The 21,838-nt window shown below is 52.6% G+C and carries 24 protein-coding genes; 21 read left to right on the top strand and 3 right to left on the bottom strand.

The window, feature by feature from the left end; genetic code table 11:
• The first annotated feature begins 146 nt into the window (after positions 1-146).
• The 6 genes from queC (at position 147) to B1748_RS07450 (ending at position 3,927) form a co-directional block, all read left to right on the top strand.
• Positions 147-815 (top strand): 7-cyano-7-deazaguanine synthase QueC, encoded by a 669-nt coding sequence (gene queC, locus B1748_RS07475; RefSeq protein WP_087567247.1) that lies wholly within the window; start codon positions 147-149, stop codon positions 813-815.
• Positions 815-1,261: a 6-pyruvoyl trahydropterin synthase family protein gene (locus B1748_RS07470; protein ID WP_087567246.1), complete on the top strand. Its 447-nt coding sequence runs from the start codon at positions 815-817 to the stop codon at positions 1,259-1,261. Before queC ends, B1748_RS07470 begins: the two co-directional genes overlap by 1 nt.
• Positions 1,254-2,069, top strand: a complete 816-nt coding sequence (gene queE / locus B1748_RS07465; protein WP_087567245.1) for a 7-carboxy-7-deazaguanine synthase QueE — start codon at positions 1,254-1,256, stop codon at positions 2,067-2,069. The genes B1748_RS07470 and queE overlap by 8 nt, the downstream gene beginning before the upstream one ends.
• A gap of 248 nt (positions 2,070-2,317) precedes the next feature.
• Positions 2,318-2,815 (top strand): preQ(1) synthase, encoded by a 498-nt coding sequence (gene queF, locus B1748_RS07460; RefSeq protein ID WP_087567244.1) that lies wholly within the window; start codon positions 2,318-2,320, stop codon positions 2,813-2,815.
• A gap of 3 nt (positions 2,816-2,818) precedes the next feature.
• Entirely contained in the window at positions 2,819-3,376 is a 558-nt protein-coding gene (locus B1748_RS07455) for an SLOG family protein (protein ID WP_087567243.1), read from the top strand.
• Positions 3,377-3,531: 155 nt separating this feature from the next.
• Entirely contained in the window at positions 3,532-3,927 is a 396-nt protein-coding gene (locus tag B1748_RS07450) for a phage holin family protein (RefSeq protein WP_087567242.1), read from the top strand.
• 204 nt (positions 3,928-4,131) lie between these two features.
• On the opposite strand, the gene B1748_RS07445 is transcribed toward B1748_RS07450, so the two are convergent.
• Positions 4,132-4,389, bottom strand: a complete 258-nt coding sequence (locus B1748_RS07445; RefSeq protein WP_087567241.1) for a hypothetical protein — start codon at positions 4,387-4,389, stop codon at positions 4,132-4,134.
• A 132-nt stretch (positions 4,390-4,521) separates the two neighbouring features.
• Here B1748_RS07445 and B1748_RS07440 point away from each other — a divergent pair, with 132 nt between their 5' ends.
• From B1748_RS07440 to B1748_RS07390, 11 genes are all read left to right on the top strand, one after another.
• On the top strand, positions 4,522-4,815 hold the full coding sequence (locus B1748_RS07440) for a Dabb family protein (RefSeq protein ID WP_087567240.1): 294 nt from the start codon (positions 4,522-4,524) through the stop codon (positions 4,813-4,815).
• 136 nt (positions 4,816-4,951) lie between these two features.
• Positions 4,952-5,374, top strand: coding sequence for a DUF86 domain-containing protein (locus B1748_RS07435; RefSeq protein WP_087567239.1), 423 nt, complete (start codon positions 4,952-4,954; stop codon positions 5,372-5,374).
• Positions 5,375-5,412: 38 nt separating this feature from the next.
• Positions 5,413-6,105: a helix-turn-helix transcriptional regulator gene (locus B1748_RS07430; RefSeq protein WP_256975565.1), complete on the top strand. Its 693-nt coding sequence runs from the start codon at positions 5,413-5,415 to the stop codon at positions 6,103-6,105.
• 305 nt (positions 6,106-6,410) lie between these two features.
• Positions 6,411-6,896, top strand: a complete 486-nt coding sequence (locus B1748_RS07425; protein ID WP_087567238.1) for a DUF948 domain-containing protein — start codon at positions 6,411-6,413, stop codon at positions 6,894-6,896.
• Between the two features lie 65 nt (positions 6,897-6,961).
• Complete coding sequence (locus B1748_RS07420) at positions 6,962-7,522, top strand: YtxH domain-containing protein (protein WP_087567237.1); 561 nt, start codon at positions 6,962-6,964, stop codon at positions 7,520-7,522.
• 244 nt (positions 7,523-7,766) lie between these two features.
• Complete coding sequence (racE, locus tag B1748_RS07415; protein ID WP_087567236.1) at positions 7,767-8,576, top strand: glutamate racemase; 810 nt, start codon at positions 7,767-7,769, stop codon at positions 8,574-8,576.
• A 245-nt stretch (positions 8,577-8,821) separates the two neighbouring features.
• A complete protein-coding gene (locus tag B1748_RS07410; RefSeq protein WP_256975564.1) occupies positions 8,822-9,718 on the top strand; it encodes a M14 family metallopeptidase in 897 nt (298 codons plus the stop codon).
• A gap of 216 nt (positions 9,719-9,934) precedes the next feature.
• Complete coding sequence (locus tag B1748_RS07405) at positions 9,935-10,168, top strand: hypothetical protein (RefSeq protein ID WP_087567235.1); 234 nt, start codon at positions 9,935-9,937, stop codon at positions 10,166-10,168.
• 51 nt (positions 10,169-10,219) lie between these two features.
• On the top strand, positions 10,220-10,522 hold the full coding sequence (locus tag B1748_RS07400) for a heme biosynthesis protein HemY (RefSeq protein ID WP_087567234.1): 303 nt from the start codon (positions 10,220-10,222) through the stop codon (positions 10,520-10,522).
• 38 nt (positions 10,523-10,560) lie between these two features.
• Positions 10,561-10,788: a YuzB family protein gene (locus tag B1748_RS07395; protein WP_087567233.1), complete on the top strand. Its 228-nt coding sequence runs from the start codon at positions 10,561-10,563 to the stop codon at positions 10,786-10,788.
• Positions 10,789-10,887: 99 nt separating this feature from the next.
• Positions 10,888-12,273, top strand: coding sequence for a PDZ domain-containing protein (locus tag B1748_RS07390; RefSeq protein WP_179215444.1), 1,386 nt, complete (start codon positions 10,888-10,890; stop codon positions 12,271-12,273).
• A 104-nt stretch (positions 12,274-12,377) separates the two neighbouring features.
• Here the strand turns inward: B1748_RS07390 and B1748_RS07385 are convergent, their stop codons facing one another.
• Entirely contained in the window at positions 12,378-14,402 is a 2,025-nt protein-coding gene (locus B1748_RS07385) for an LTA synthase family protein (RefSeq protein ID WP_087567231.1), read from the bottom strand.
• 1 nt (position 14,403) lies between these two features.
• On the bottom strand, positions 14,404-15,543 hold the full coding sequence (locus tag B1748_RS07380; RefSeq protein ID WP_087567230.1) for a THUMP domain-containing class I SAM-dependent RNA methyltransferase: 1,140 nt from the start codon (positions 15,541-15,543) through the stop codon (positions 14,404-14,406).
• Positions 15,544-15,696: 153 nt separating this feature from the next.
• On the opposite strand from B1748_RS07380, the gene B1748_RS07375 reads away from it, so the two are divergent.
• The 4 genes from B1748_RS07375 to B1748_RS07360 all read left to right on the top strand — a co-directional run bounded on the left by B1748_RS07375 (position 15,697) and on the right by B1748_RS07360 (position 21,820).
• Positions 15,697-16,338 carry an O-methyltransferase gene (locus B1748_RS07375; RefSeq protein WP_087567229.1) on the top strand — a complete coding sequence of 214 codons (642 nt, stop codon included), beginning with the start codon at positions 15,697-15,699 and terminating at the stop codon, positions 16,336-16,338.
• Positions 16,339-16,542: 204 nt separating this feature from the next.
• Positions 16,543-17,637, top strand: coding sequence for a bifunctional glycosyltransferase family 2/GtrA family protein (locus B1748_RS07370; protein ID WP_179215443.1), 1,095 nt, complete (start codon positions 16,543-16,545; stop codon positions 17,635-17,637).
• Positions 17,637-19,946 (top strand): glycosyltransferase family 2 protein, encoded by a 2,310-nt coding sequence (locus B1748_RS07365; protein ID WP_087567227.1) that lies wholly within the window; start codon positions 17,637-17,639, stop codon positions 19,944-19,946. The genes B1748_RS07370 and B1748_RS07365 overlap by 1 nt, the downstream gene beginning before the upstream one ends.
• Before the next feature lie 11 nt (positions 19,947-19,957).
• Positions 19,958-21,820 carry a hypothetical protein gene (locus tag B1748_RS07360; RefSeq protein ID WP_087567226.1) on the top strand — a complete coding sequence of 621 codons (1,863 nt, stop codon included), beginning with the start codon at positions 19,958-19,960 and terminating at the stop codon, positions 21,818-21,820.
• Positions 21,821-21,838 lie beyond the last annotated feature (18 nt).

Raw genomic sequence — 21,838 nt, 5'->3', positions numbered from 1 at the left:
CCCGCCTGGGGCAACGTCGTTTTTGTGTTCGGCGCGTCGCGTCGCTCCCTTGGAGGGAGCGCCTCACGCGCCGTTTCTTATTGACAAGGGATCGTACGGTCCCGTCGCGAATATCCGTCTTCTACTTCAGGAGAGGTGGAAACTACATGAAACTAGAAAAAGCCGTCGTCGTTTTCAGCGGCGGGCAAGACAGCACGACATGCCTGTTCTGGGCGATGAGCCGGTTCTCGGAAGTGGAAGCAATCACGTTCGACTACGGCCAGAGACATAAGCTGGAGCTGGATTGCGCCGCCGAGATTGCTGGAACGCTCGGCATCAAACATCATATTCTCGATATGTCGCTGCTGAATCAGCTCGCGCCGAACGCGCTGACTCGCGACGACATTGCAATCGAGCAAAAGGAAGGCGAGCTCCCGACAACTTTCGTCGACGGCCGAAATCTGCTGTTCTTGACATTCGCAGCCGTGCTCGCGAAAGGGATTGGAGCGAAGCATATTGTAACCGGCGTTTGCGAGACCGACTTCAGCGGTTATCCGGATTGCCGCGACGTCTTTATTAAGTCGCTTAACGTTACGCTGAATCTGTCGATGGATTACGGCTTCGTGATCGATACGCCGCTCATGTGGCTCAACAAAGCGGAGACTTGGGAACTGGCCGACGAGCTCGGCGCCTTCGACTTCGTTCGGGAGCGCACGCTCACTTGTTATAATGGCATGTTGGCAGATGGCTGCGGCGAATGTCCGGCCTGCAAGCTGCGTCGCAAAGGGCTTGCCGATTATTTGGCAATCCGCGGTTCGAGAGAGGCGGGACGCTGATGCTGCAGCAAATTTATCCATCTGTCCAACATGATTATTGCTACGAGCTGAACAAGGACTTTCATTTCGCCGCGGCGCATTACATCCCTTCTGACGATGCTGGCAAATGCCGCTTGACGCATGGGCATACGTATTTCGCCAATGTGACGGTCGCGGGGGAAGAACTCGACGATTCCGGCTTCCTGGTCAATTTCGCCATTATTAAACAACTGATTCACAACCGATTCGATCACACCCTGCTTAACGAAGATACCGACAGCTTCGACAATGGCATATCCCATCGGTTTCCGACGACGGAGGTCGTCGCGCGGGTCATCCACGACCTTGTGCAAACGCATCTGGACAGCCTGTCGAACCGTCCGCAATGTCTGCAGGTTTTCCTGCGCGAAACTCCGACGAGTTATTGCATCTATCGGCCCAAGCGGAAGGGGAAGGGCAATGACTGATTTTCAACGGTCGAGAAGATCTGATTCGGCGGCGTCGGCTAACGCCGGAAAGGCATCCGGTACAGCATCCGGCTTGGTCGGCGCTGCTAGACCTATACCCGTGCTGGAAGTGTTCGGACCGACGGTGCAGGGAGAAGGCATGGTTGTCGGCCGCAAAACGATGTTCGTCCGCACCGCCGGCTGCGACTACAGCTGCAGCTGGTGCGACTCGGCCTTCACGTGGGACGGCTCCGGCAAGGACGATATTCGTCTGCTGTCCGCAGCGGCGATTATCGAGGAGCTGGAGAAGATCGGCGGCGGCACGTTTGACCATGTAACGATCTCAGGCGGCAATCCTGCCCTTTTGCCGCAGCTCTCAGCGTTGATACACGGCTTGCATGATCGAGGCTGCAAAGTCGCTCTGGAGACGCAGGGCAGCCGCTGGCAGCCATGGTTCACGGCCATCGACGATCTGACGTTGTCGCCCAAGCCGCCAAGCTCCGGCATGACGACGAACTGGGACACGCTGGATGATATCGTAGAAAGGCTGAGCGAGGCCGGGAACGGTTTCTGTCTCAAGGTCGTCATCTTTGACGATGCCGACTTGGATTACGCACGCATGGTACATGCCCGTTACCGCGATGTACCGTTCTATCTTCAAGCGGGGAACGGTAATCTGACGGAGACGGACCCGCAAGCGATGCTTCCTTATCTAGTAGAGCGTTATGAATGGCTGATTAGCCGGACAATGCCGGACGAGTCGCTCCGTGGCGTGCACGTACTTCCCCAACTCCACACCTGGATATATGGCAACAAAAAAGGCGTATAGGTAGTTCAAAAAGCCGCTTCCCATCACGAAGCCTATTCGGAGGTGATTATTCGGCGTCGAATATTGAACTCAGCCGAAACTTCCGTTTCTCACGTAGCTCCGCTACGCTCCGATACTCAGTTTCTAGCTTCGTCCAATCTTCTCGGTGCTGAAAAGCGGCTTTTTGAACCTCCATTTTATTTAAGTGCAAGAACCAACAAACCCCTTAAATACTTAAAGAGAAAAATAGATCGAAAGGAAGTGCAAGAATGGAAGGTAGGCAAAAGGAAGAATTGGACCGCATTACGCTGCTCGGGAATCAAGGGACGAAGTACCCGTTCCACTACGCGCCGGAGGTGCTGGAATCGTTTGACAACAAACATCCCGGCCGCGATTATTTCGTCAAATTTAATTGTCCGGAGTTTACGAGTCTATGCCCGATCACGGGACAACCCGACTTTGCGACGATCTACATCTCTTACATTCCGGATGTCAAGATGGTTGAGAGCAAGTCGCTAAAGCTGTATCTGTTCAGCTTTCGGAATCACGGCGACTTCCACGAGGATTGTATGAACATTATTATGAATGATCTGATCAAGCTCATGGATCCCCGTTATATCGAGGTTTGGGGCAAGTTTACGCCGCGAGGCGGCATCTCCATCGATCCGTACTGCAATTGGGGACGTCCCGGCACGAAGTTTGAGGAAATGGCTTCCTACCGTCTTATGAATCATGACCTGTATCCCGAGAAAGTCGATAACCGCTAGCGTATGAAGACTATACTCGTCACCGGCTATCGCGCGCATGAGCTGGGCATCTTCAACCAGAAGCACAAGGGTATCCCCTATATTCGTCAAGCGATCACGAACAAGCTGATTCCACTGCTGGAGGAAGGCTTGGAATGGGTGATCACGCCCGGCGGGTACGGGGTGGATTTATGGGCCTGCGAAGCGGCGATCGACCTGAAGCCGCAATATCCTCAGCTCAAGCTGTCCATTCTGACGGCATTCCAAAATCAAGAGGAGAATTGGAAAGAAGAGAAGCAGACCTATTACCGCGATCTTCTTAAGCAAGTTGATTATTACGCGGCCGTATCGAAGGCGCCTTACGAGGGGCCGTGGCAGTTCAAAGCTCGGGACGAGCTTCTGCTGCGCAAGTCGGACGGCATCATTCTCGTGTATGACGAAGATGCCGGCGAAGGAAGTCCGCGCTTTATGAAGGAGCGTGCACTGCGGAAAATGCAGGAGGAGGGCTATCGTTACCTGGCCGTGACGTCCGAGGATATTCAAAGCGTGGCCGACGAAGAGGGTTACCTCGAAATGGAATAAGAGTTAGGGACTGGAGCCGAAAGGTGCCAGTCCTATTTTTATTTTGGGCGGCCTAATTGTTTCGAGAACGCGGCAGCAGGGACAAGTCAACAAGCAAGACTCTGCGGCAAGGCATATCCTATCCTATAACTCTCCGATGAAAAGAGGTGGCGAGGATGCCGCTCGTTTGGATTAATTCGGCATGCGGGGTGATGGGGGCGATTCTATTGTTCGCATTTGGCGGCTGGTCGGAATCATTGACGTTTCTTTTGGTTGCGATGGCAGCGGATTATTTGACGGGTATTGCGGCCTCCCTGAAAGAAGGCAAAGGGCTGAGCAGTTCATTTGGAGCATGGGGACTTGCGCGCAAAGGGTTATCGCTCCTCGTTGTCCTGCTCGCCCATCGGATTGATGTGCTTCTGAACACGGAGGATGTAACGATGGGGGCCGCTATATTTTTTTATATCGCGAACGAGCTGATCTCCGTAACCGAAAACTACGGTAGACTGGGACTGCCGCTGCCGGAACGGATTCGCAAGATGATTGCGGTCCTTAAGGAGAAGGATAAGTAACGCATATTCCGTCCTGGTCAATTAGTCGGGATCTAAGGGGATGTTCGAGAAACGACAAGTAGACGCTCTGCGCGAGGATGCGCGCAAGAGCGTCTTTTGGCTCGCGATTATTCGATGAGAATGATAACGCGTCGGATTAAAGGGTTCGGCAGACGATTGCGTGCTTGTTGAGCGAGACATCTCGGACGACAGTCAGTTAGTCAGTCAGGCGGTGCTTGAATTTTTTCGTCTGTCGCGCGCGATGATAAGATCCGTAATGAAGCCGAGCAGCGCCCACGTCAGCACGGTCAGCGCGTACATCAGCAGCACGCTGACGTTGTGAATGTCCATGAACATGTCCGCGAACCAAGCGGGAACGCTGAACATGAAAAACACCATATTATGAGGATCGTAGCCGGTATAGTTGAATGCGCAGACGGCAAGTCCGATGAGAGTGGCAATGATTGTGATCTTGTATCGCATGATGCGCGTTCGCTCCTTTAACTAAAGATTGCCGTAATGTCATCTCATAGGTTATTATGTGACAAAAGGACGAAACTCATGCCGTATGCTTCGGCAAGGCGGCAATACGTACAATAGGGAGGACTAAGTATCATGATTACACACATCGTTTGCTTCAAATTGAAGGATCGCAACGCGGACCTTGACAGTACAGTGGCGATTCTGCGCGATATGGAAGGCAAAATCGAGGAGCTTAAATACATAGAGGTTGGCGTGGATGTTCTTCATTCGGAACGCTCTTACGATATCGCCCTCGTGACGAAATTTGATTCTATGGCCGACCTGGAGGTTTATCAGGTGCATCCCGTACACAAGAAGGTCATCGAGCATATGTCACGGGTGCGCGAAGCATCCGTCAGCGTCGATTACGAAAGCTCGAGGGCTTAAGCAATGTCAGAGATGAGAGACGTTTACGAAATATTCACCTATTTGCTTGTAATCATTTTTAGCAGCATCATTATGGTTGCATGGCTAAAACGCAAGGCTCGGCGGAGCAAGAAGTAAATCGAAAGCAGGGAATAACATGTATTATGTAAACCAGGAACAAATCGCAGTCCGGCTGGATGCCATTCCGGCATTGACGGATGCGCTGCGTGAGCTGGCTAATGGATGGAACGGCAGTCTGATGCAAGGGCTTGCGCAGGAGCGTGCGCTTCACTTGGCGATCGAAATCGTAACCGATGTCGGAAGTTATCTGATCGACGGTTTTCTGATGCGGGATGCCAGCAGCTACGAGGATATCATCGAAATTACGGGGGCGGAAGGCGCCTATCCGGCCGATATGACCAAGACGCTGACGGAGCTTGTAAAGCTTCGCCGCCCGCTGGTACAGGAATATTACAGCTGGCCGCGAAGCGAGCTGCACCCGTATACGGCCAGATTGGCCGAACTGCTGCCGACCTTTGCATCGGCTGTGGATATGTATCTGAAGAAAGAACTGCAATAGGCAATCATCGATCGGTCGAGCGGAGAGGGGGAGAGAGCATGGCAGATCTGATGGCGGAGCGAGACGGCGTTGAGGCCGTTGGCACAGCTGGCGCTACGCGTGGGCGGCTGCTTAGCTTGCTTCGTAAGCAAGGCGGCATGAACGCCGCGATGCTTGCAGCCGAGCTGGGTCTTACGGAGATGGCGATTCGCCGCCATATGCACGAGCTGGAGCGCCAAGGCAGTGTCAGCATCGTGCCGCAGCGCCAGCCTAAAGGCCGTCCGCTTCATGTATACTTACTGACGGATGCGGCGGATCGCCATTTTCCACGTAACTACCATACGCTTGCGATCGACCTGCTTGCCGAGCTGGAGTCTGATCCCGACACTCTGCCGCTCATTGATCGTATGTTCGAAGGCCGCAAGCGGAAGCTTCTGGAGCGTTATGCTCCACGTATGGAAGGTAAGACGTTGGAGGAGCGTGTGCGCGAGCTGACGGCGATTCAGAACGGCGGCGGCTACATGGCCGAGATGGAGCGCGGGGATGGCGATGGTTATATGCTTCATGAATATAATTGTCCCATCTCCGATGTTGCCGGACGTTATGATCAAGCTTGCCAGTGCGAGCTGTCGCTGTTCCGTTCTCTCCTGGAGGCGAATGTGCAGCGAACGGAATGTCTCGCGAAGGGCGGTAACAGATGCAGCTATGCGATCGGCAAATTTGGCCCCGCAGCTCTCCTCTCGGGCGAGTAAAATCGACGAATACGTACGCAAATTTTGATCTCATAATGGACACGACCTGCTGCGGGTCGTGTTTTTTGTTGTCCGTTCGACCCCTTAGTCGGGATCAGCGCCAAATGAGGGATTTATCGGCAAGCGGGATTATGAGTTATTTCTGCGTCGAACGAGCCCATTGATTTTTAACCCCGGCGATCCATGTGACATTGTGTCAAGACAAGCCCAGTCTGCTTATACTGTCATTACGCAAATGGGCATTCGCCCTTGTCGGCGTTGAAGGCATGTGGTGGAGAAGGATCTGAGAGAGAGGAGCGGGAGGGATGACGATGGAATGGATTGCTACTGTGGCTGTTGCCGCGTTCGTGATCTGGGTAGCGGGCACGCTGCTTGCCGTACGCGCGCTGCTCGGCAGAATGGCGCGGGTTCAGGCATCGGCAGAGGCGGTGCAAGAAGATATGCACAGACTGTCTGGCGAGATGAGCCAGGTGCTGCTGCCAACCGAACAGACGATGCGATCGCTCCAGCAAAGCGCCGAATCGGCCGAGCGGCTATTCCAGGCGGTGGGCCAAGTGGGCGGTACGATTGAGCATGCGACGTCGGCTGTAGAGCGGGTAACGGGAACGTTGTCGCAGTCCGCAATCTGCCATGCCGAACGAATCGCCAAGCAGCGTGAGCTTGATGCCGCGGTCCAGTGGGCGGAGCTTGGATTAACCGCTTGGCAGCTCTGGCAAACGGGGCGCAAGCCGCCATCCGGCAACGGAGGAACCGTGTCCTCGGCTCCCGTAAGCTCTTCTTCGCCGAAATAAGAAGCATGTTTGAATGGCCGGACCAAGGGGCAGGGTACTCTAAGAACGAAAGGAGCGACGATCACATGTCAACACGTAAAGGAAACAAAGGATTTCTGTTTGGCGCGTTAGCTGGAGGTGTGCTTGGATCTATCGCGGCGCTGTTATTTGCGCCAAAAGCAGGCAAAGAGCTTCGTCACGACATCTCCGTTCAGGCTCAGAAGGTGGGCGATAAAACAGGAGAGATCGCCAAAGGCATCGGTCATGGGGCAATCGAGCTTGCGGATCGGACGAAACAAGCGGCAAGCAATATGGCAAGCAATGTAAGAAGCTTTGGCAGAAGCAGGGGAACAGAAGCAGCTGCGATCTCGGGCATCTCGACCGAAGCGGCGGAAGAGCTGGCTACAGGTGTCATTCATAATGGCGCCGATACAGGGGAACAAGCAGCCGAAGCGGTAGAAGCATCAAGAGAAGTTGCGGCTGAAACTCTGGAATCGACTGCAGAAGCTGTAGAAGAAGCTGCTGAGCACGGCACGGAATGGATGAAAGAAGTATTCGCTGAAGCGGGCGAGGCGGTGCAGGATCGATTCGAAGCCGTCGGCGAGACGATCGTGGAAGCTGCTGACGCGGAACCGTATAAGAAATAAGCTGAGCTGTATGAGCGGCACTAAGCCGCAAAGAGCCGAACACCGTTCCACTCCCTGGATGGAATGGGCGATTCGGCTCTTTGCCATGTTCGCGGGATGGGATGCATGCGACTAACGATTCTTGAACGTTAACCTATTATGCGTTAAGATGTAGGTACATTTTCGATGGGGTTATCATATGCTATGGTAATTTTGACCCCTATCTTCTTCGTCCTACATCCCAGTCCAAGAAAGCGGTGTGTTTGTGCAGCATCCGATAGCAATACTAGATTCAGGCGTTGGCGGTCTTACCGTAGTGAAGGAAGTCATGCGCCAACTGCCGCGCGAGAAAATCATTTATTTTGGCGATACGGCAAGAACGCCTTACGGGCCGCGTTCGGCGGAGGAAGTGCAAGCATTTACAAGGGAAATCGTCGATTATCTTATACAATTCCAGCCCAAAATGATCGTTATCGCCTGTAATACGGCCACGGCCGTCGCCTTATACGACATTCGCTCGCGAGTGTCAATCCCGGTCGTAGGAGTCATTAATCCAGGCGCAAGGGCGGCTATTGGGCGCACGACCACCGGTTGGATCGGCGTCATTGGCACGGCCGGTACGATTAACAGCGGCGCTTACGAGAATGCGTTGCGCGAGTTGACGCCGAATGTACAGGTCGTGAGCGAGGCCTGCCCGAAATTCGTTCCGCTCGTGGAGCAGGGCAACTTCCGCTCTCAAGAAACCTATGAGGTTGTACGCTCGTCAATCGAGCATTTACGGACTTATCCCATGGATTGCCTCATTCTCGGCTGCACGCATTATCCCTTCCTGTCGGAAACGATATCCGAGGTAATGGGCAGCGAAGTTACGCTGATCAGCTCCGCCGAGGAGACGGCGCGCGAGATCAGCACCATTTTGCAGGAAAAACGCGAGCTGGCGACCAATGATCCCGTCCCGGTTCACCAGTTTTTCTGCAGCGGCGACCCGTATATGTTCAAGCAAATCGCGCAGCAATGGCTTGGCGAGCAGATCGATCTGACGCCGGTTGTATGGCAAGTGCCTAATATTAGCTAATATCGTTTTTAAAAGCAAGAAGCGACTTTTTCGTCCATTTGACCGCAAATCGGGTCAACTGTGCGGAGAGTCGCTTTTTTTTACTGTGCGTTAGTCTAGGGCGTGTCTGAATACTCCGAGGGGAGCGGGTTTTCAGACACGACCTAAAGAAGAAGAGTTTACGATATTGCGATAATGGTTGGAGGCTTCCGCGCATATGATGGTAAGAAACGGGAACGCAGGCAAAGGGTAAAGGAGTGCGGAGCTTGAATAAAAACGGATATGATGATATCGGATATACATACGAGGATATGATGGAGGAATGCCGGCAGCTTGCGATCGGTTCCCCCTTTATCGCGGCCGAGAGCATCGGCAGAAGCGTTATGGGCAAGCCGATTCTGGCCATGCGCGTAGGCTGCGGAGCCCGGAACCTGCATATAAATGCGTCGTTTCATGGCAACGAGTGGATTACGTCAGCGCTGCTCATGCGGTTTCTTACGGAGCTCTCAAACGCATATGCGACCGATGGACTAGTAGGAGGAGTCGATGTCCTGAGGTATTGCAGCGAATGGACGATCTGGGCTGTGCCTATGGTAAATCCGGACGGCGTGGAGCTTGCGCAGAGAGGCGTCCAGCCCAATCATCCTCTTTACAGCCAGCTGTTGGCCTGGAACGGCGGATTGGACGACTTCAGCGGCTGGAAGGCGAATATGAGGGGCGTTGATCTTAACGACCAGTTTCCCGCATATTGGGAAGAAGAATGCAAGCGCAGAGGGGCAACAGGACCCTCCCCGCGGGATTATCCCGGACCTTGTCCGCTTAGCGAACCGGAAGCGCAGGCTATGGCCAGGCTGACGGAGAGCGTGCCGTTTCACGCGGTCATCGCGCTGCATACGCAAGGGAGGGAAATCTACTGGAACTATCGGGACTACGAGCCGCCCGAATCGGAGGCGCTTGCGCAGAGGCTGGAGCGGGCAAGCGGTTATAAGTCGGTGAAGCTGAGCGGCAGCGACGCGGGTTACAAGGACTGGTTCATCTATCGATTTAGACGTCCCGGCTTTACAGTGGAGGCGGGTTTCGGCGTTAATCCGCTGCCATACAGCAGTTTGGATCGCATCTACGAGGAGCTGAGACCTCTGCTGTTGGAGTCCTTGCGCATGTAGGAAAGGGTGGCGACGCTGTTTTCGGATAGCTTTGTAAGCGGCTATCGAGCTTCTGACCGTCGGGGCAGCTGCTTGCCGCAAGCCAGAAATCGCTTGTATAACCGTGGCCTAGCGCCTTGCTCCTCGTCCCTTGTCTCTCCTCCTTGCTCCTGTAAGGCATCTCTGTGTTATACTTGGAACAAGAACGAAGCCGTAAGGCGGAGGGAGGTGCGGGGCATGCGCAAGCTGCTGACGCTCAAGCATTGGAAAAACACTTTCGCGTTCATATACAAGCTGCTGATGTCAAAGGAAGTGGCCGTAAGGGACAAACTTCTGTTCTTGATCCCGGTCATCGTCTATTGGGTCGTGCCGGATGTGCTTCCGCTAATTCCGATCGATGATATCGCGTTTACGATGATTATTGCAGAATGGTTTGCAGCGCGGATGGGCAGGAAGTATAATATATCTTGATCTGGCTTATACGAATTTATATTTTAAAGGCATAGAAGGAGCTGTTGAAGGATGCACTGCAAAATTTCCCGCAATGCGGCCAAGATGATAAAGCTGGAGCTGGACAAGCCCGAGAACGAAGGCAAGCTGCTGCGCGTCTACGTTACGCATGCACACGGCGACCATGCTCATTACGGCATGGGCATCGACGAGCCGACGGACAATGATGTCGTCGTGTCTACGGACAAGGAGATCGACGTTATTCTGGAGAAGGACAATGCGTTTCTGGACGGCGTCCGAATCGATTATTTCTACGTCCCGGAGGAAGGGTTTGCCGTTACGAATCCGTCCAAGGGCAATCACGGAGATCATTAAGCGTCGCAGCAAGCGGATGCGGATTGGAACGATGAGTCATGGCAACAAACGATATTAGAATATGCGACAAGTGCAAGCATATGCGGATGAAGACGGCGGTGGCCAAAATCGGGATGCAGGCGCCGGAGACGGAAGTCCGCATCGGCTGCAAATCCTATTGCGGGCCATGCGCCCGTTACGCCTTCGTATTTATTAACGGCAGATATGTAAAAGGCGCGACGGAAGACGAAGCTATCGACAAAGCAATGACGTACTTGAAGAAGTGAATTCGGCGGAGATGCTGCGGGAAGAGACAGGGGACGCGACGGCGAAGGTCGGCGCTGGTTTCTGTCTTTTTTCTAATGCGGAAGGGAAGAGGGAAAGGCATGCGGAATTTTCGTTCACAACGGGACGGCGCAAGAGAACGCAGTCGGTATTACCTTGCCGGCATCCTTGCGGGACTGGCGTATCTAATCGGAGCCGAGTTGATCTGGTTGCCCGCTCCGCTCGAGTCTGGCGGGGGCATGGAGTGGATCGAATGGATCGATTATTTGTATTATGGTCTGGCTGTCGTTCCTCTTTGTTGGGTTGCCGGATCGATTGACAGGGGATTGTGGAATGGCACGACGCCGGTTGTGCTCCGCCTGATCAGAATAGCTCTGGCTGCAATAAGTTTGGCTTCGGCAGGCATTATCGTCTTCGCCGTCGATAAGCTGGAGTTGCAGCTCTTTGGTATCGTGGCCTGCGCCGTGCTGGTGTTCGCGGATCTTCTCGTCAGCGAAGTCCTTCGTAAACGACGCTTCCCGTGGCGTAACAGCTCGCTGCTTGCAAGTACTCTGGCTGTGCTGGCGTTAACGGCATGGCCAACCTCGTACAATGTGACGTACCCTGGCATGACGCTGAACCTGAATCGATACGCCGAGGTAGAAGGGGGAGCTGCCGGAGGCGTCATTGACGGCGTGCTGGTGTTCGACCGGCCGGCCGTTTTGGCCGACAGGCTATACGCGGCTTTTTTCCCGCAGTACGTTTTCCAGCCCATTCCGGAAAATGAACCTCCTCTATCGGAGACGTACGCGCAGGTTGTCGCCATGAAAAGTGACGCCAACCGGGTAGCGGCGGCGATAGCCATGGAAAAGGCGGGGCTCGGCGAGGGAGCCGTGCCGGACGGCGTACGCATCGTGGCCATCGTAAAGGGAAGCCCGGCTGACGGCACCTTGCAAGCGGGCGATATTATTGACGCGCTGGACGGCAGACCGGTTTCCCGAGTAGAGGATCTGATTACGACGATGGAGACGGCGGTCAAGGCGGGTGACGAAGTTCGGGTATCGGTGCGCAGAGGAGCGGCGAAGGAAGAAATTAACGTGCGGGCTGCCGCATCGGAGGATACTCCGGACCGGGCGGTGTTAGGTGTATCCGTACAGACGGAGGTGAAGCTTGACACGCCCAGGATCGTCTCGTACAACGACTACATGGCTCATGTCGGAGGTCCATCGCATGGAGCTATGCTGACTTTGGCTCTGATCGATCAGCTGACGCCCGGCGGCGTAACGAAAGGGCTCCGCATAGCGGGAACGGGAACGATCGAAGCCGACGGCTCGGTCGGCATGGTTGGAGGCATTCCGCAGAAGGCTTATGCCGTGAGTCGAACGGATGCGAATGTATTTTTTGTGCCTCGTGCGGGAGAGGAAGCGGCGAAAGCTGCCGCACCAGGCCTGAATATTGTAGCGGTCGAGCATATCGACGATGTGCTCCAGTGGCTTGAAAACCAATAAAACGGTCCAGCTCGACCGGACAGGACAACAAACGCAAACAAGCTGCACTTTCGGCCGAAGATTCGGCGGAAGCGTGCAGCTTGTTGTTTGTTGTACCAAGTTTATTAACGGGACATCTCGATGGCCTCAACGACGCCGTTCTTGCGGAAAGAAGGGATGAGGTCGCCCGTGACGATCCGATCGGACATGATGAGCGTTTGATCGGCCTCCGCCGTCTTGTCGAGGCAACGCGATACTTCCAACGAACTGCCGCTTGCAATGTCGAAGCAGCGGCCGTTCTTCTGAAGTCCGTCTTCTGGGGGGAAATAATATAACGAATCGTCCCGCCAGGATCCATCGCGTTGTACGACCATTCGCGAAGCTATTTCCGTTTCCGTCAGCAGCGGCATGCCGAGCAAATATTGCCGGCTCGTCGAGATGCCGAGAAGATGCAGCAAGGTCGGCGTCGTATCGAGCTGACCGCCGATGGTATCCCTGATTCCCGCATGCGCGCCATCGGGAAGATGGACCATGAACGGTACGCTTTTCAACGCCACCTCTTGAGTCAACGAATCCGACGGATCGTCGAGGAACCGATCATATAAGCTCCAATCGGGGATGGAGTTGTCGTGATCGCCGTATAAAAGGAATATCGTCGATTCCCACAGCCCTTCGTCCTTCAGTCTGGCGATCAGCTCTCCAAGCGCGGCGTCCGCATAATGCACGGCCTGCAAATAATCGCCCATGATCGTACCTTCAAGTTCCTCGACGTCCAGCTTTTGCTCCTGCTCAGGCATTTTGTACGGATGGTGGCTCGTAAGCGAGATCATAAAAGCATAAAAGGGCGAGTATTCGCCGGAAGCCTTGTTCGTCTCCAAAATTTTATCCATCGACTGCCTGTAGAACGACTTGTCGCCAAGCGACCAGCCCAACCTCTCGTCGAGCTCGTAATGTTTGAGACTGTAGAACGCATCGTACTCCATGTTGTTGTACATCACGTTGCGGTTCCAGAATCCGCCTTGGTACGCGTGAAAGACATTCGCGGAATAGCCGTTTGCCTTCAACGTGCCGGGCAAACAATCGAACTCATGCGATGCATATTGAATGAAGACGGAACCGCTCTTTACAGGGAGCATGGAGCAGCTAGTAGCGAAGTCCGCATCCGATGTCCTGCCTTGCGCCGTCTGGTGATAGAAGTTTTTGAAAAAGACGCTGTCGTTCATCAGTTCGTTCAGGACCGGCGTAATGGGCTGACCGCCGATGGAGGCGCCAAGCATAAAGTTCTGCAAAGCTTCGACTTGAACCATCAGCACATTGCTCCCGGCGTAAGCGCCGAATAAAGAATCACGCTCCAGCTCTCCCCGAAGACGACCGCGTTCCTCGATCCACTGCTCGGTCTCGGACTTCTGTTCGGCGGTAACAGTCTCCGCGCCGAACCAATTAATAGCAGCGTAACGATAGACATCGTAAGCATGGAAGCCCAGTCCTCCGGTGACGTTGTAGATCGTCAAGTTCCACCAATTTTTCTCGAAAAGTCCTTTGGCCCATGTATCCGTTGCATGATTGAGATTGACGGTAAACAGCATGAAGCCAATGGCGAAGGAAACGATCGATGCTCCGATCCGGATTGCGGCTTTCTTCCAGATGAGTCGTCCCGTTGTTTGTTTCGCCCGCAGTATCCCTCGCCCTCTCCAAGCGACAAAGACGGCGAACGGTAATACAAGGAACATATCCGCGAACAACCAGAAGTCGTAGGCGCTAAGCAGCGAAGAGATGCTGTCGCCAAGCGACTCCACCTGCCCAAGCTGCAGCAGCACCGGTACCGTAATGAGATCCTGGAAGTAACGGTAATAGATGACGTCCGAGAAGAGGAGGAAGGACAGGAGCAGGTTCAACGCTGCGAGAGCGACGATACGCCACCGGGTAGGGAGCAGCAGCGTCCAGAAGGCGATCAGCAGAACGGCGCCTGTCTCGATGATGGCATCCGTGCGGGTCATATCCATATATTGCACGGACAGCAGCGTTGAGAAGAAGTACAGCTTCCATACCATCGCGCCGGCGAACAAAATAAAATCGGCCACTGCCAGGCGATCCAGCCAGCCGAGAACCCATGCGAGGAGGCGGCCGAAGCCGCCGCTTCTGACAATCATATCATCTCTCCCTCGGCGGCAAAGGTCCGAAGAAGGAGTAGAAGTCGCATTGAATGCGGCCGTTGAACAGCTTGCGTTTCTTGTCCGCCTTCCTGCCCATATAATGCTCCACCTGCGTAGACGGGCTGATGGCGAATATGGACCATGTCGGATAATGCAGGGATGTCAGACCGAACTGGCGAAGGGCGGCTTCCGCTTGCGCATCGTCGCCCAATCGTTCGCCGTAGGGCGGATTCGTCAGTATAACGCCATAGTCGCCTGGCGGCTTCGCCTTGGAGACGGGCGTGACGCTCAGCTTGATGTCCTTGGCGAAGCCCGCGCGTTTCACTGCAGCTTCGGCGATCTCGATTGCATAAGGGTCGATGTCGGAGCCGAAGATCTGCAGCGGCACGTCATCGCGTACGGCATCGTATGCTTCGTCTCGAGCGTTACTCCACATCTCTTCCGTCAATTGCGGCCATTTTTCGCTGACGAAGCTGCGGCGGAGTCCCGGCGCGATATTCCAGCCGATCATGGCGGCTTCGACGAGGAAGGTGCCGGATCCGCAGAAGGGATCGTACAGCGGTCTCTCGGGGCGCCAGCGGCTAAGCTGGACTAGCGCGGCCGCCATCGTCTCGCGAATCGGCGCTTCCGTCGACGCCAGGCGATAGCCCCGTCTGTGAAGGCCCGAGCCGGATGTATCCAGCGTGAGAAGCGCTTCGTCGTTCAACAATGTAATTTCGATCTCGTATTTCGGTCCGTCCTCGGGGAACCACTCCGATCCGTACCTGCCCTTAAGCGACTCGACGACGGCTTTTTTTACGACGCCTTGCACGGCAGGGACGCTTGTTAACTGAGACTTCTGGGACCTCCCGTTGACGGGGAATTCTCCATCGGCCGTAATCCAGGAGGACCAGTCCAGCGCCTTCGTACCTTCGAACAGCTCGTCGAAGGTCGTCGCCTTGAAGCGGCCCATATTGATCAGCACGCGGCCGGCGGAGCGCAGCCACAGATTGGCGCGAGGGATATCCTCGGGTCCGCCGGTGAAGTTTACGCGACCGTTTTCGGTGTGCGTATCCTCGTAACCCAGCTCCTTCAGCTCGCGGGCGACGACAGCTTCGAGTCCCATGGGTGCGGTGGCGATTAATTGCAATTTGCTCATGAATGAACACTCATTTCCGAATTGATATCGAACGGGTGGCCTTACAGCATGGCGGCCATCGCCGTTTCTTGTCACGAATCCTATAAAAACGTACAATTAAGTATAGGACAAATTGCGACAATTTTACAAATCGAAAATAGAGGAGAGTGCAGAATGTCGGACATCGAACAATACGTCGACGGTCTCTATGAGACGGATGCCGTGCTAACGCGGGTGAAGGAGGGCATTGCGGCCGAAGGGATGCCTTCGATCTCGATCGCGGAGGGTTATGGCCGACTGCTGACGCTTCTCGTGCGGATGAGCGAAGCCGAGAAGGTGCTGGAGATCGGAGCGCTTGGCGGCTACAGCGGCATCTGCCTGGCACGCGGAATGGAAGGGAAGGAAGGCGGGGGTTCGCTGGTGTCGCTTGAGCTGCTGCAGCCGTATGCCGATGTGGCAGCTCGCCATTTGGCAGAAGCCGGTTATGACGGTATCGCGGAGTATATCGTTGGCGATGCAAAAGAAAGTTTGGCGAGGCTTAAGGAGCAAGGCCGTAAATTCGACTTCTTCTTTATCGATGCGGACAAAGAAGGATATCCCATCTATCTTGACTATGCGTTGGAGCTCGCGCTGCCCGGAGCGCTCATCGTAGCCGACAACATTTTGCTGAGGGGACGCACGACGGATGCAGCCAAGCAAGGGCCGGCGGTTCAGGCGGTGAGGTCGTTCAACGAAAAAATCGCGAGGGACGTCAGGCTGGAGAGCACGATACTTCCCGGCTATGACGGGCTGGCGATTGCAAGGGTGCGCGGCTAATGCGCATACTAATCGTACATTGAAAGAAAGACGCTTCTTCAACTTTGTTCAGAGGGAAGATTGCGTCATTCTTTTTATATCTCCAATCGCCAGGTACTTACGCATCACATCAACGTTTCAGGTACTAGTAATTCGTTTACTATATACTACACGCAGTATTTCATATATAATATGTCGAAATATGTCGAATTGAGGTTTAATAAGATGACCTTGGGGGAACAAAAAGGCGAAACCATTATCCTTATTCCATCGCTTGAGCCAGATGAGAGGCTGTTGCTCTATGTACAGCAATTACGAGAATACGGCCTTAACAATATTGTTATTTTGGACGACGGTTCTGGCGAGGAATTTCAATGGATTTTCCGTGAGCTTAGCGAGAAAGGATGCATTCTGCTTCGACATAAGGAAAATCAGGGTAAGGGTTCCGCGCTTAAGACCGGCTTTCATTATATTGAACGGCACTTCGACGAGATCGCCTGCGTTGTCACTGCGGATTCCGACGGACAGCACGCTGCAGAGGATGTATATCGGCTCGCCGAAGAAGCGTTGCGCCATCCTGAAGCGCTCATTCTCGGGGTAAGGAACTTTAGCGAGGGAGGAATACCGCCAAAGTCATTGCTGGGCAATCGGGTTACCTCCGTTATGTTTGCCATGCTTTACGGCAAACGGCTCACGGATACCCAGACAGGGCTTCGTGCCTTTGGCCCGCAGTTGCTTGCATTTATGCAAGGGGTTAACGGCTCTCGATTTGAATACGAGCTGCAAATGCTCATTTCCTGTGTCCAATCCGGCGTACCGATTCATACTCTCCCGATTCAAGTCATCTACGAGAACAGGAACGCGGGGACTCATTTTAAACCGCTCCGCGACAGTGCCCGGGTGATGAGGGTTTTGGTCTCCAGTTTTGTGCGATTTATTTCCTCTTCGCTTGCCGGCTCCGTAGTCGATTTAGGATTAGCGTGGCTGTTGCTTGATTTATTAAAACCCGTGCTTGGGGAGCAGGACTATATACGGATTTTATTGGCGACGACGATCGCAAGAGTTTTCTCCATCCTGGTCAACTACTTGCTAAATAAACATTTTGTATTCCGCCAAGAGGATAGCCGCGGAAGTTTATGGCGCTATTTGACGTTATGCGCGTTCGTCATATTGATTTCCAGTACCGGTGTTTATTTCTTTCATACCTTTTTCTTTATGAGTGAAAAAATAGCTAAACTCATCTGTGATGCCATGCTGTTCCTGCTCAGCTTTCAGATGCAGCGGCGGTGGGTATTTGCAGCGAGGAGGCAGCGTCTGTAGTGCAAAATGAAAAACGGCAAAATATTCTGTTCGTCGCCACGATGATTCTGATGTCCATCTATTTGTTATGGCGCATGATTTTTACGTTGCCATGGGATCAGGGTTTCTGGAATATGGTTTTCGGCATTCTGCTGATTGCAGCTGAGACGGTAACGGTGCTGACTACCTTCGAATTATTTCTTCAGAAGATGCAGAAAAAACATACACAGCTAGACTTACCGAACATTGCGCCCGAGCATTATCCGGATGTAGATGTGTTCATTGCTACACATAATGAACCGGTCGATCTGTTGTACAAAACCGTCAACGCGTGTACTTTTATGGACTATCCGGACAAGCAAAAGGTTCATATTTATTTATGCGACGACGGAGGACGACCCGAGGTCGAGGAGCTTGCCAGACTATTTGGAGTCGGATATCTTGGATTTCCTGAAAACACGGAAGCAAAATCCGGCAATTTGAATCATGCGCTGAGCAAAACCTCCTCTCCGCTCATTGCTACTTTTGATGCGGATATGATTCCGCAACATACTTTTCTAATGAAGACCGTTCCGTATTTCCTGGTCCCCGGGTTGACTGAAGACAATAGGCAATGGCTCCTCCGCACGGAGAAGAAACGGAGCGACAAGTCCAAATTGGGGAGACGCAGGTTGAAATTAGGGCTTGTTCAAACTCCCCAAAGTTTCTACAATCCGGATTTATTTCAATTCAACCTCTATGCGGAACAGGGCATTCCGAACGAGCAGGATTTTTTCTCGAGAGAGGTTAATATTTTGCGAAACGCCTCCAATGCAGTTGCCTATACAGGGAGCAACACGGTCATTTCTCGGAAGGCCATGGAGGAGATCGGCGGTTTCCCGCTAAAGACGATCACCGAGGATTTTGAGACCAGTATCCGTTTGCAGCAAGCCGGCTATATTACGTATGCGACTCAGGAGGTTCAGGCCGCAGGGCTGACCACGACAACGATTCAGAGCATGATTAAGCAGCGTATCCGCTGGGCGAGAGGCATTCTTCAAAGTTTGCAGAATACCCGTGCCATCTTCTCCAGGAAGCTTGCCTTCTGGACGAGAATTACCTATTTGAGCAGCTTCTTGTACTGGTGGTCCTTTTTTAATCGGTTGATTTTTATTATGGCTCCCATTTTATTCGCGCTGTTCGACTTCCAAATCGTAAATGTGAGCTTCTGGCAAATTTTGATTTTTTGGCTCCCGTCCTATTTCTGCTACAGCATGTCGATGCGTTATCTATCCAGCAATATTCGCAATCAGCGTTGGAGTCAAGTCATCGATACGATTTTTATGCCGTATCTGATTGTACCCGTATTACTTGAAACCTTGCACATCCATGAAAGGAAGTTCAAGGTGACAAACAAAAAAAAGGCCGCCGATCGACAATGGATGACCTCTCTGTTGTATGCCCTTCCGCATCTCTTCCTTCTTTTGTTGTCGGTTGCGGCGCTTCTTCGGTATGTGCATGGCAAGTATGGCCTTGCGCTATTTTACAGCAGTATCATCGTTTTCTGGCTGGTTTATAATATGATCGCTTTATGTTATGCTCTGTTCTTCATGATCGGGCGCCGCGCTTATCGGGAGACGGAGCGTATTCGGGCGCAAGAAGATGTAGTCATCCAATACAAAGAGAATAATTTGCGTTATGAGGCCCGGACCGTAGACGTATCGGAACATGGTATTGCCCTGTACGTTTCCCAACCCATTTATTTGCCACCGAAGTCTACGATTTCTCTGAACGTGAAGACCGAGCGGTATGAGGCGAATCTGGATGCAGTCATCGTCAACGTGAAGAAGGACGGGGAGGGCTGGCGCTATTCGGTAAAAGTTCAGCCGCTCTCCGAGATGGACAAGCGCCAATTCATGCAAATCATTTATGACCGGAAACACTCCTTGCCGGAGCAGTTAAATCTCTGGGATACGGCTTATGACGATATGGTTCGCAATGTGCAAAGACGCGTGATCCAGCCGTTCTCGAATCAGAGGAATATGCCGAGAATTCCGATTCAGTGTCCAGTCGTTTTTACCAATGGAGATCGTTGTACGCTGCGCAGCTTTAATTTCCTGTTTTTTTCCGCCACCGACTTCCAGGGCGATACGACGACCGGGGGGCTGGTTACTTTTTATACAAAAAGCAATATTGAAGTCATCCTGCAGCATACGCGGAAAACGAGATCCCGACGTGACGATATGCTTCTCTCGGTCGTCAATATTGACGATCTTGCGGAGCGAGGTCTTATCGATCAGATGCTTGATGATTTGATGCAATCGCAATCCGAGAGTGCAACTGAGGGTTAGGAGAGATAGAAATGCTGATCACGCTTCAGATTTTAATGGGAGCCCTTCTGGTATCCTCCTTTCTGGGTTACATGCTGTTTGTTCGAAAAACATTTTCAATGCGATGGGAGTTTATCCCTGTATTCGTGTTTTCATCGATTGCCTGCGTTGTTTTTGTTGGCGGGTTGGCAGGGCAGCTCTTTGCGGTCAGCCTTGCCGTTATGATTCTAGGTGTGCTTGCGTTTGCTTTGAGTGTATTTGTCTGGTCGCGACGAGCAGATTCAATTCGGTTTTCCTTGTCCATATTCCAGTTTTCTTTTTTGGCGGGGAGCTTTGTTTTTTTGCTGGTGCTCTTCCAGAACCAATTGACGCATTACGATAATTTCTCCCACTGGGCGATAGTCTTGAAGGTGATGTTAAGTACGGATGCCTTTCCGACGCCGGCATCGGATCTCATTGATTTCAAAAACTATCCGCTTGGCATCTCGTCTTTTCTCTATTATGTGTGCCGTTTTGCGGGACATGCCCAATCGGTAATGTTATTAGCGCAAGGACTGCTTATTTTTTCCTGTTTCTATGCCATGTTTGGCATTATTTCCGAGAAGCGACGTTTTCTCCTGTATGCTTTTTTAGGGTTAGGCCTTTCCGTGCTGTCCTTCTTCAATATTACGATTCGCATCACCAATCTGCTGGTGGACTTCTTGCTCCCGATTTATACGCTAGCCATCTTCGCGATTGTTTATCAGTATCGAAATAACCTGAAACGGGCATGTGTGGTCGTGCTACCGCTTGCAGGCCTACTGACGGTCACGAAAAGCACCGGCATTATTTTTGCGGCAGTCGGGTTGATCTTCCTAATCTATACATGGCTGACTCATTGGAATAAACCTGTCTGGAAAAACGCGATTGCCTTAGCCGGACTGATCTGCGGGTCCTTGCTTCCGTATTTCGGATGGAATTGGCGTATGGCGACCGTTTTCCAGGGGGTAAAAAATAAATTCGACGTTGCTTCCTCTGGTCTGCAGAATACGGAGACGGGAAAAACCCCGGAGCAAATGCAGGACATTATTTCACTATTTCTAAGATCCAGCACCGATCTGATGACAAGACCGGCGATGGGGATTGTTGCCTTTGAACTCATAGCTATCGTTGCTTCCGTGATTGCGGCTGTCGTGCTGAAGAAACGATGGAACTTGTGGAAAGCGCTGATTGCCCTTAATATCGTATTGTTGTTGTATTATGCCGGGATTCTGGGGTTGTATCTCTACTCCATGCCGCTCGATGAGGCGATTTGGCTGGCCGGATTTGAACGTTATGCCTCGAGTATTGTAGTACTCTTCGTCGGCGGCCTGGTGTTGTGCGCTACAGTGGATATGGAGCGTTCCTTTCATTATAAAATTGGCGAGTTGCCCGACTATCGTGCATTTAAAAGCGTCAAAACAAAAGGATATTACCAAAAAGGAATTATGGCTTGTACGGCTATAGCCGTCATCTTGCTGTTGTCCGAATACAATGGCATCCTCTCCATTGCAAAAAGCTACGAATCTACGCTTCCGCACAAAATAAAAACGGTGACCGGCGACAGGTGGTATGAAAGCGGCCAGGAGGATAGCAGTAAATATCTGATGTACGCATCGGACACGGATCAGCAAATAACGAATTACTACATGCAATATGTAGGGAAGTATTTTTTATATGCCCCGAATGTAGACGGGATCTGTTGTTTCTATGAAGATAACATGGACAATCTTCTTAGCGGTTACGATTATCTCGTTGTCGTAGAGAGCGATTCCGAAGGGAAAAGGTTGTTTGACAAACATTACGGAGTCGATATGAAAACAGGAATCTACCGAATCGATCGTTCCGGGGAACAGGTGGAACTTACGCTGCTTTGAGGACGTACATGAAATAAA

The sequence above is a fragment of the Paenibacillus sp. MY03 genome, assembly GCF_002165585.1.
GTDB lineage: Bacteria > Bacillota > Bacilli > Paenibacillales > Paenibacillaceae > Pristimantibacillus > Pristimantibacillus agaridevorans.
The sequence above is the reverse complement of the archived record's forward strand: the minus strand, read 5'-3'. Positions and strand labels throughout refer to the sequence as shown.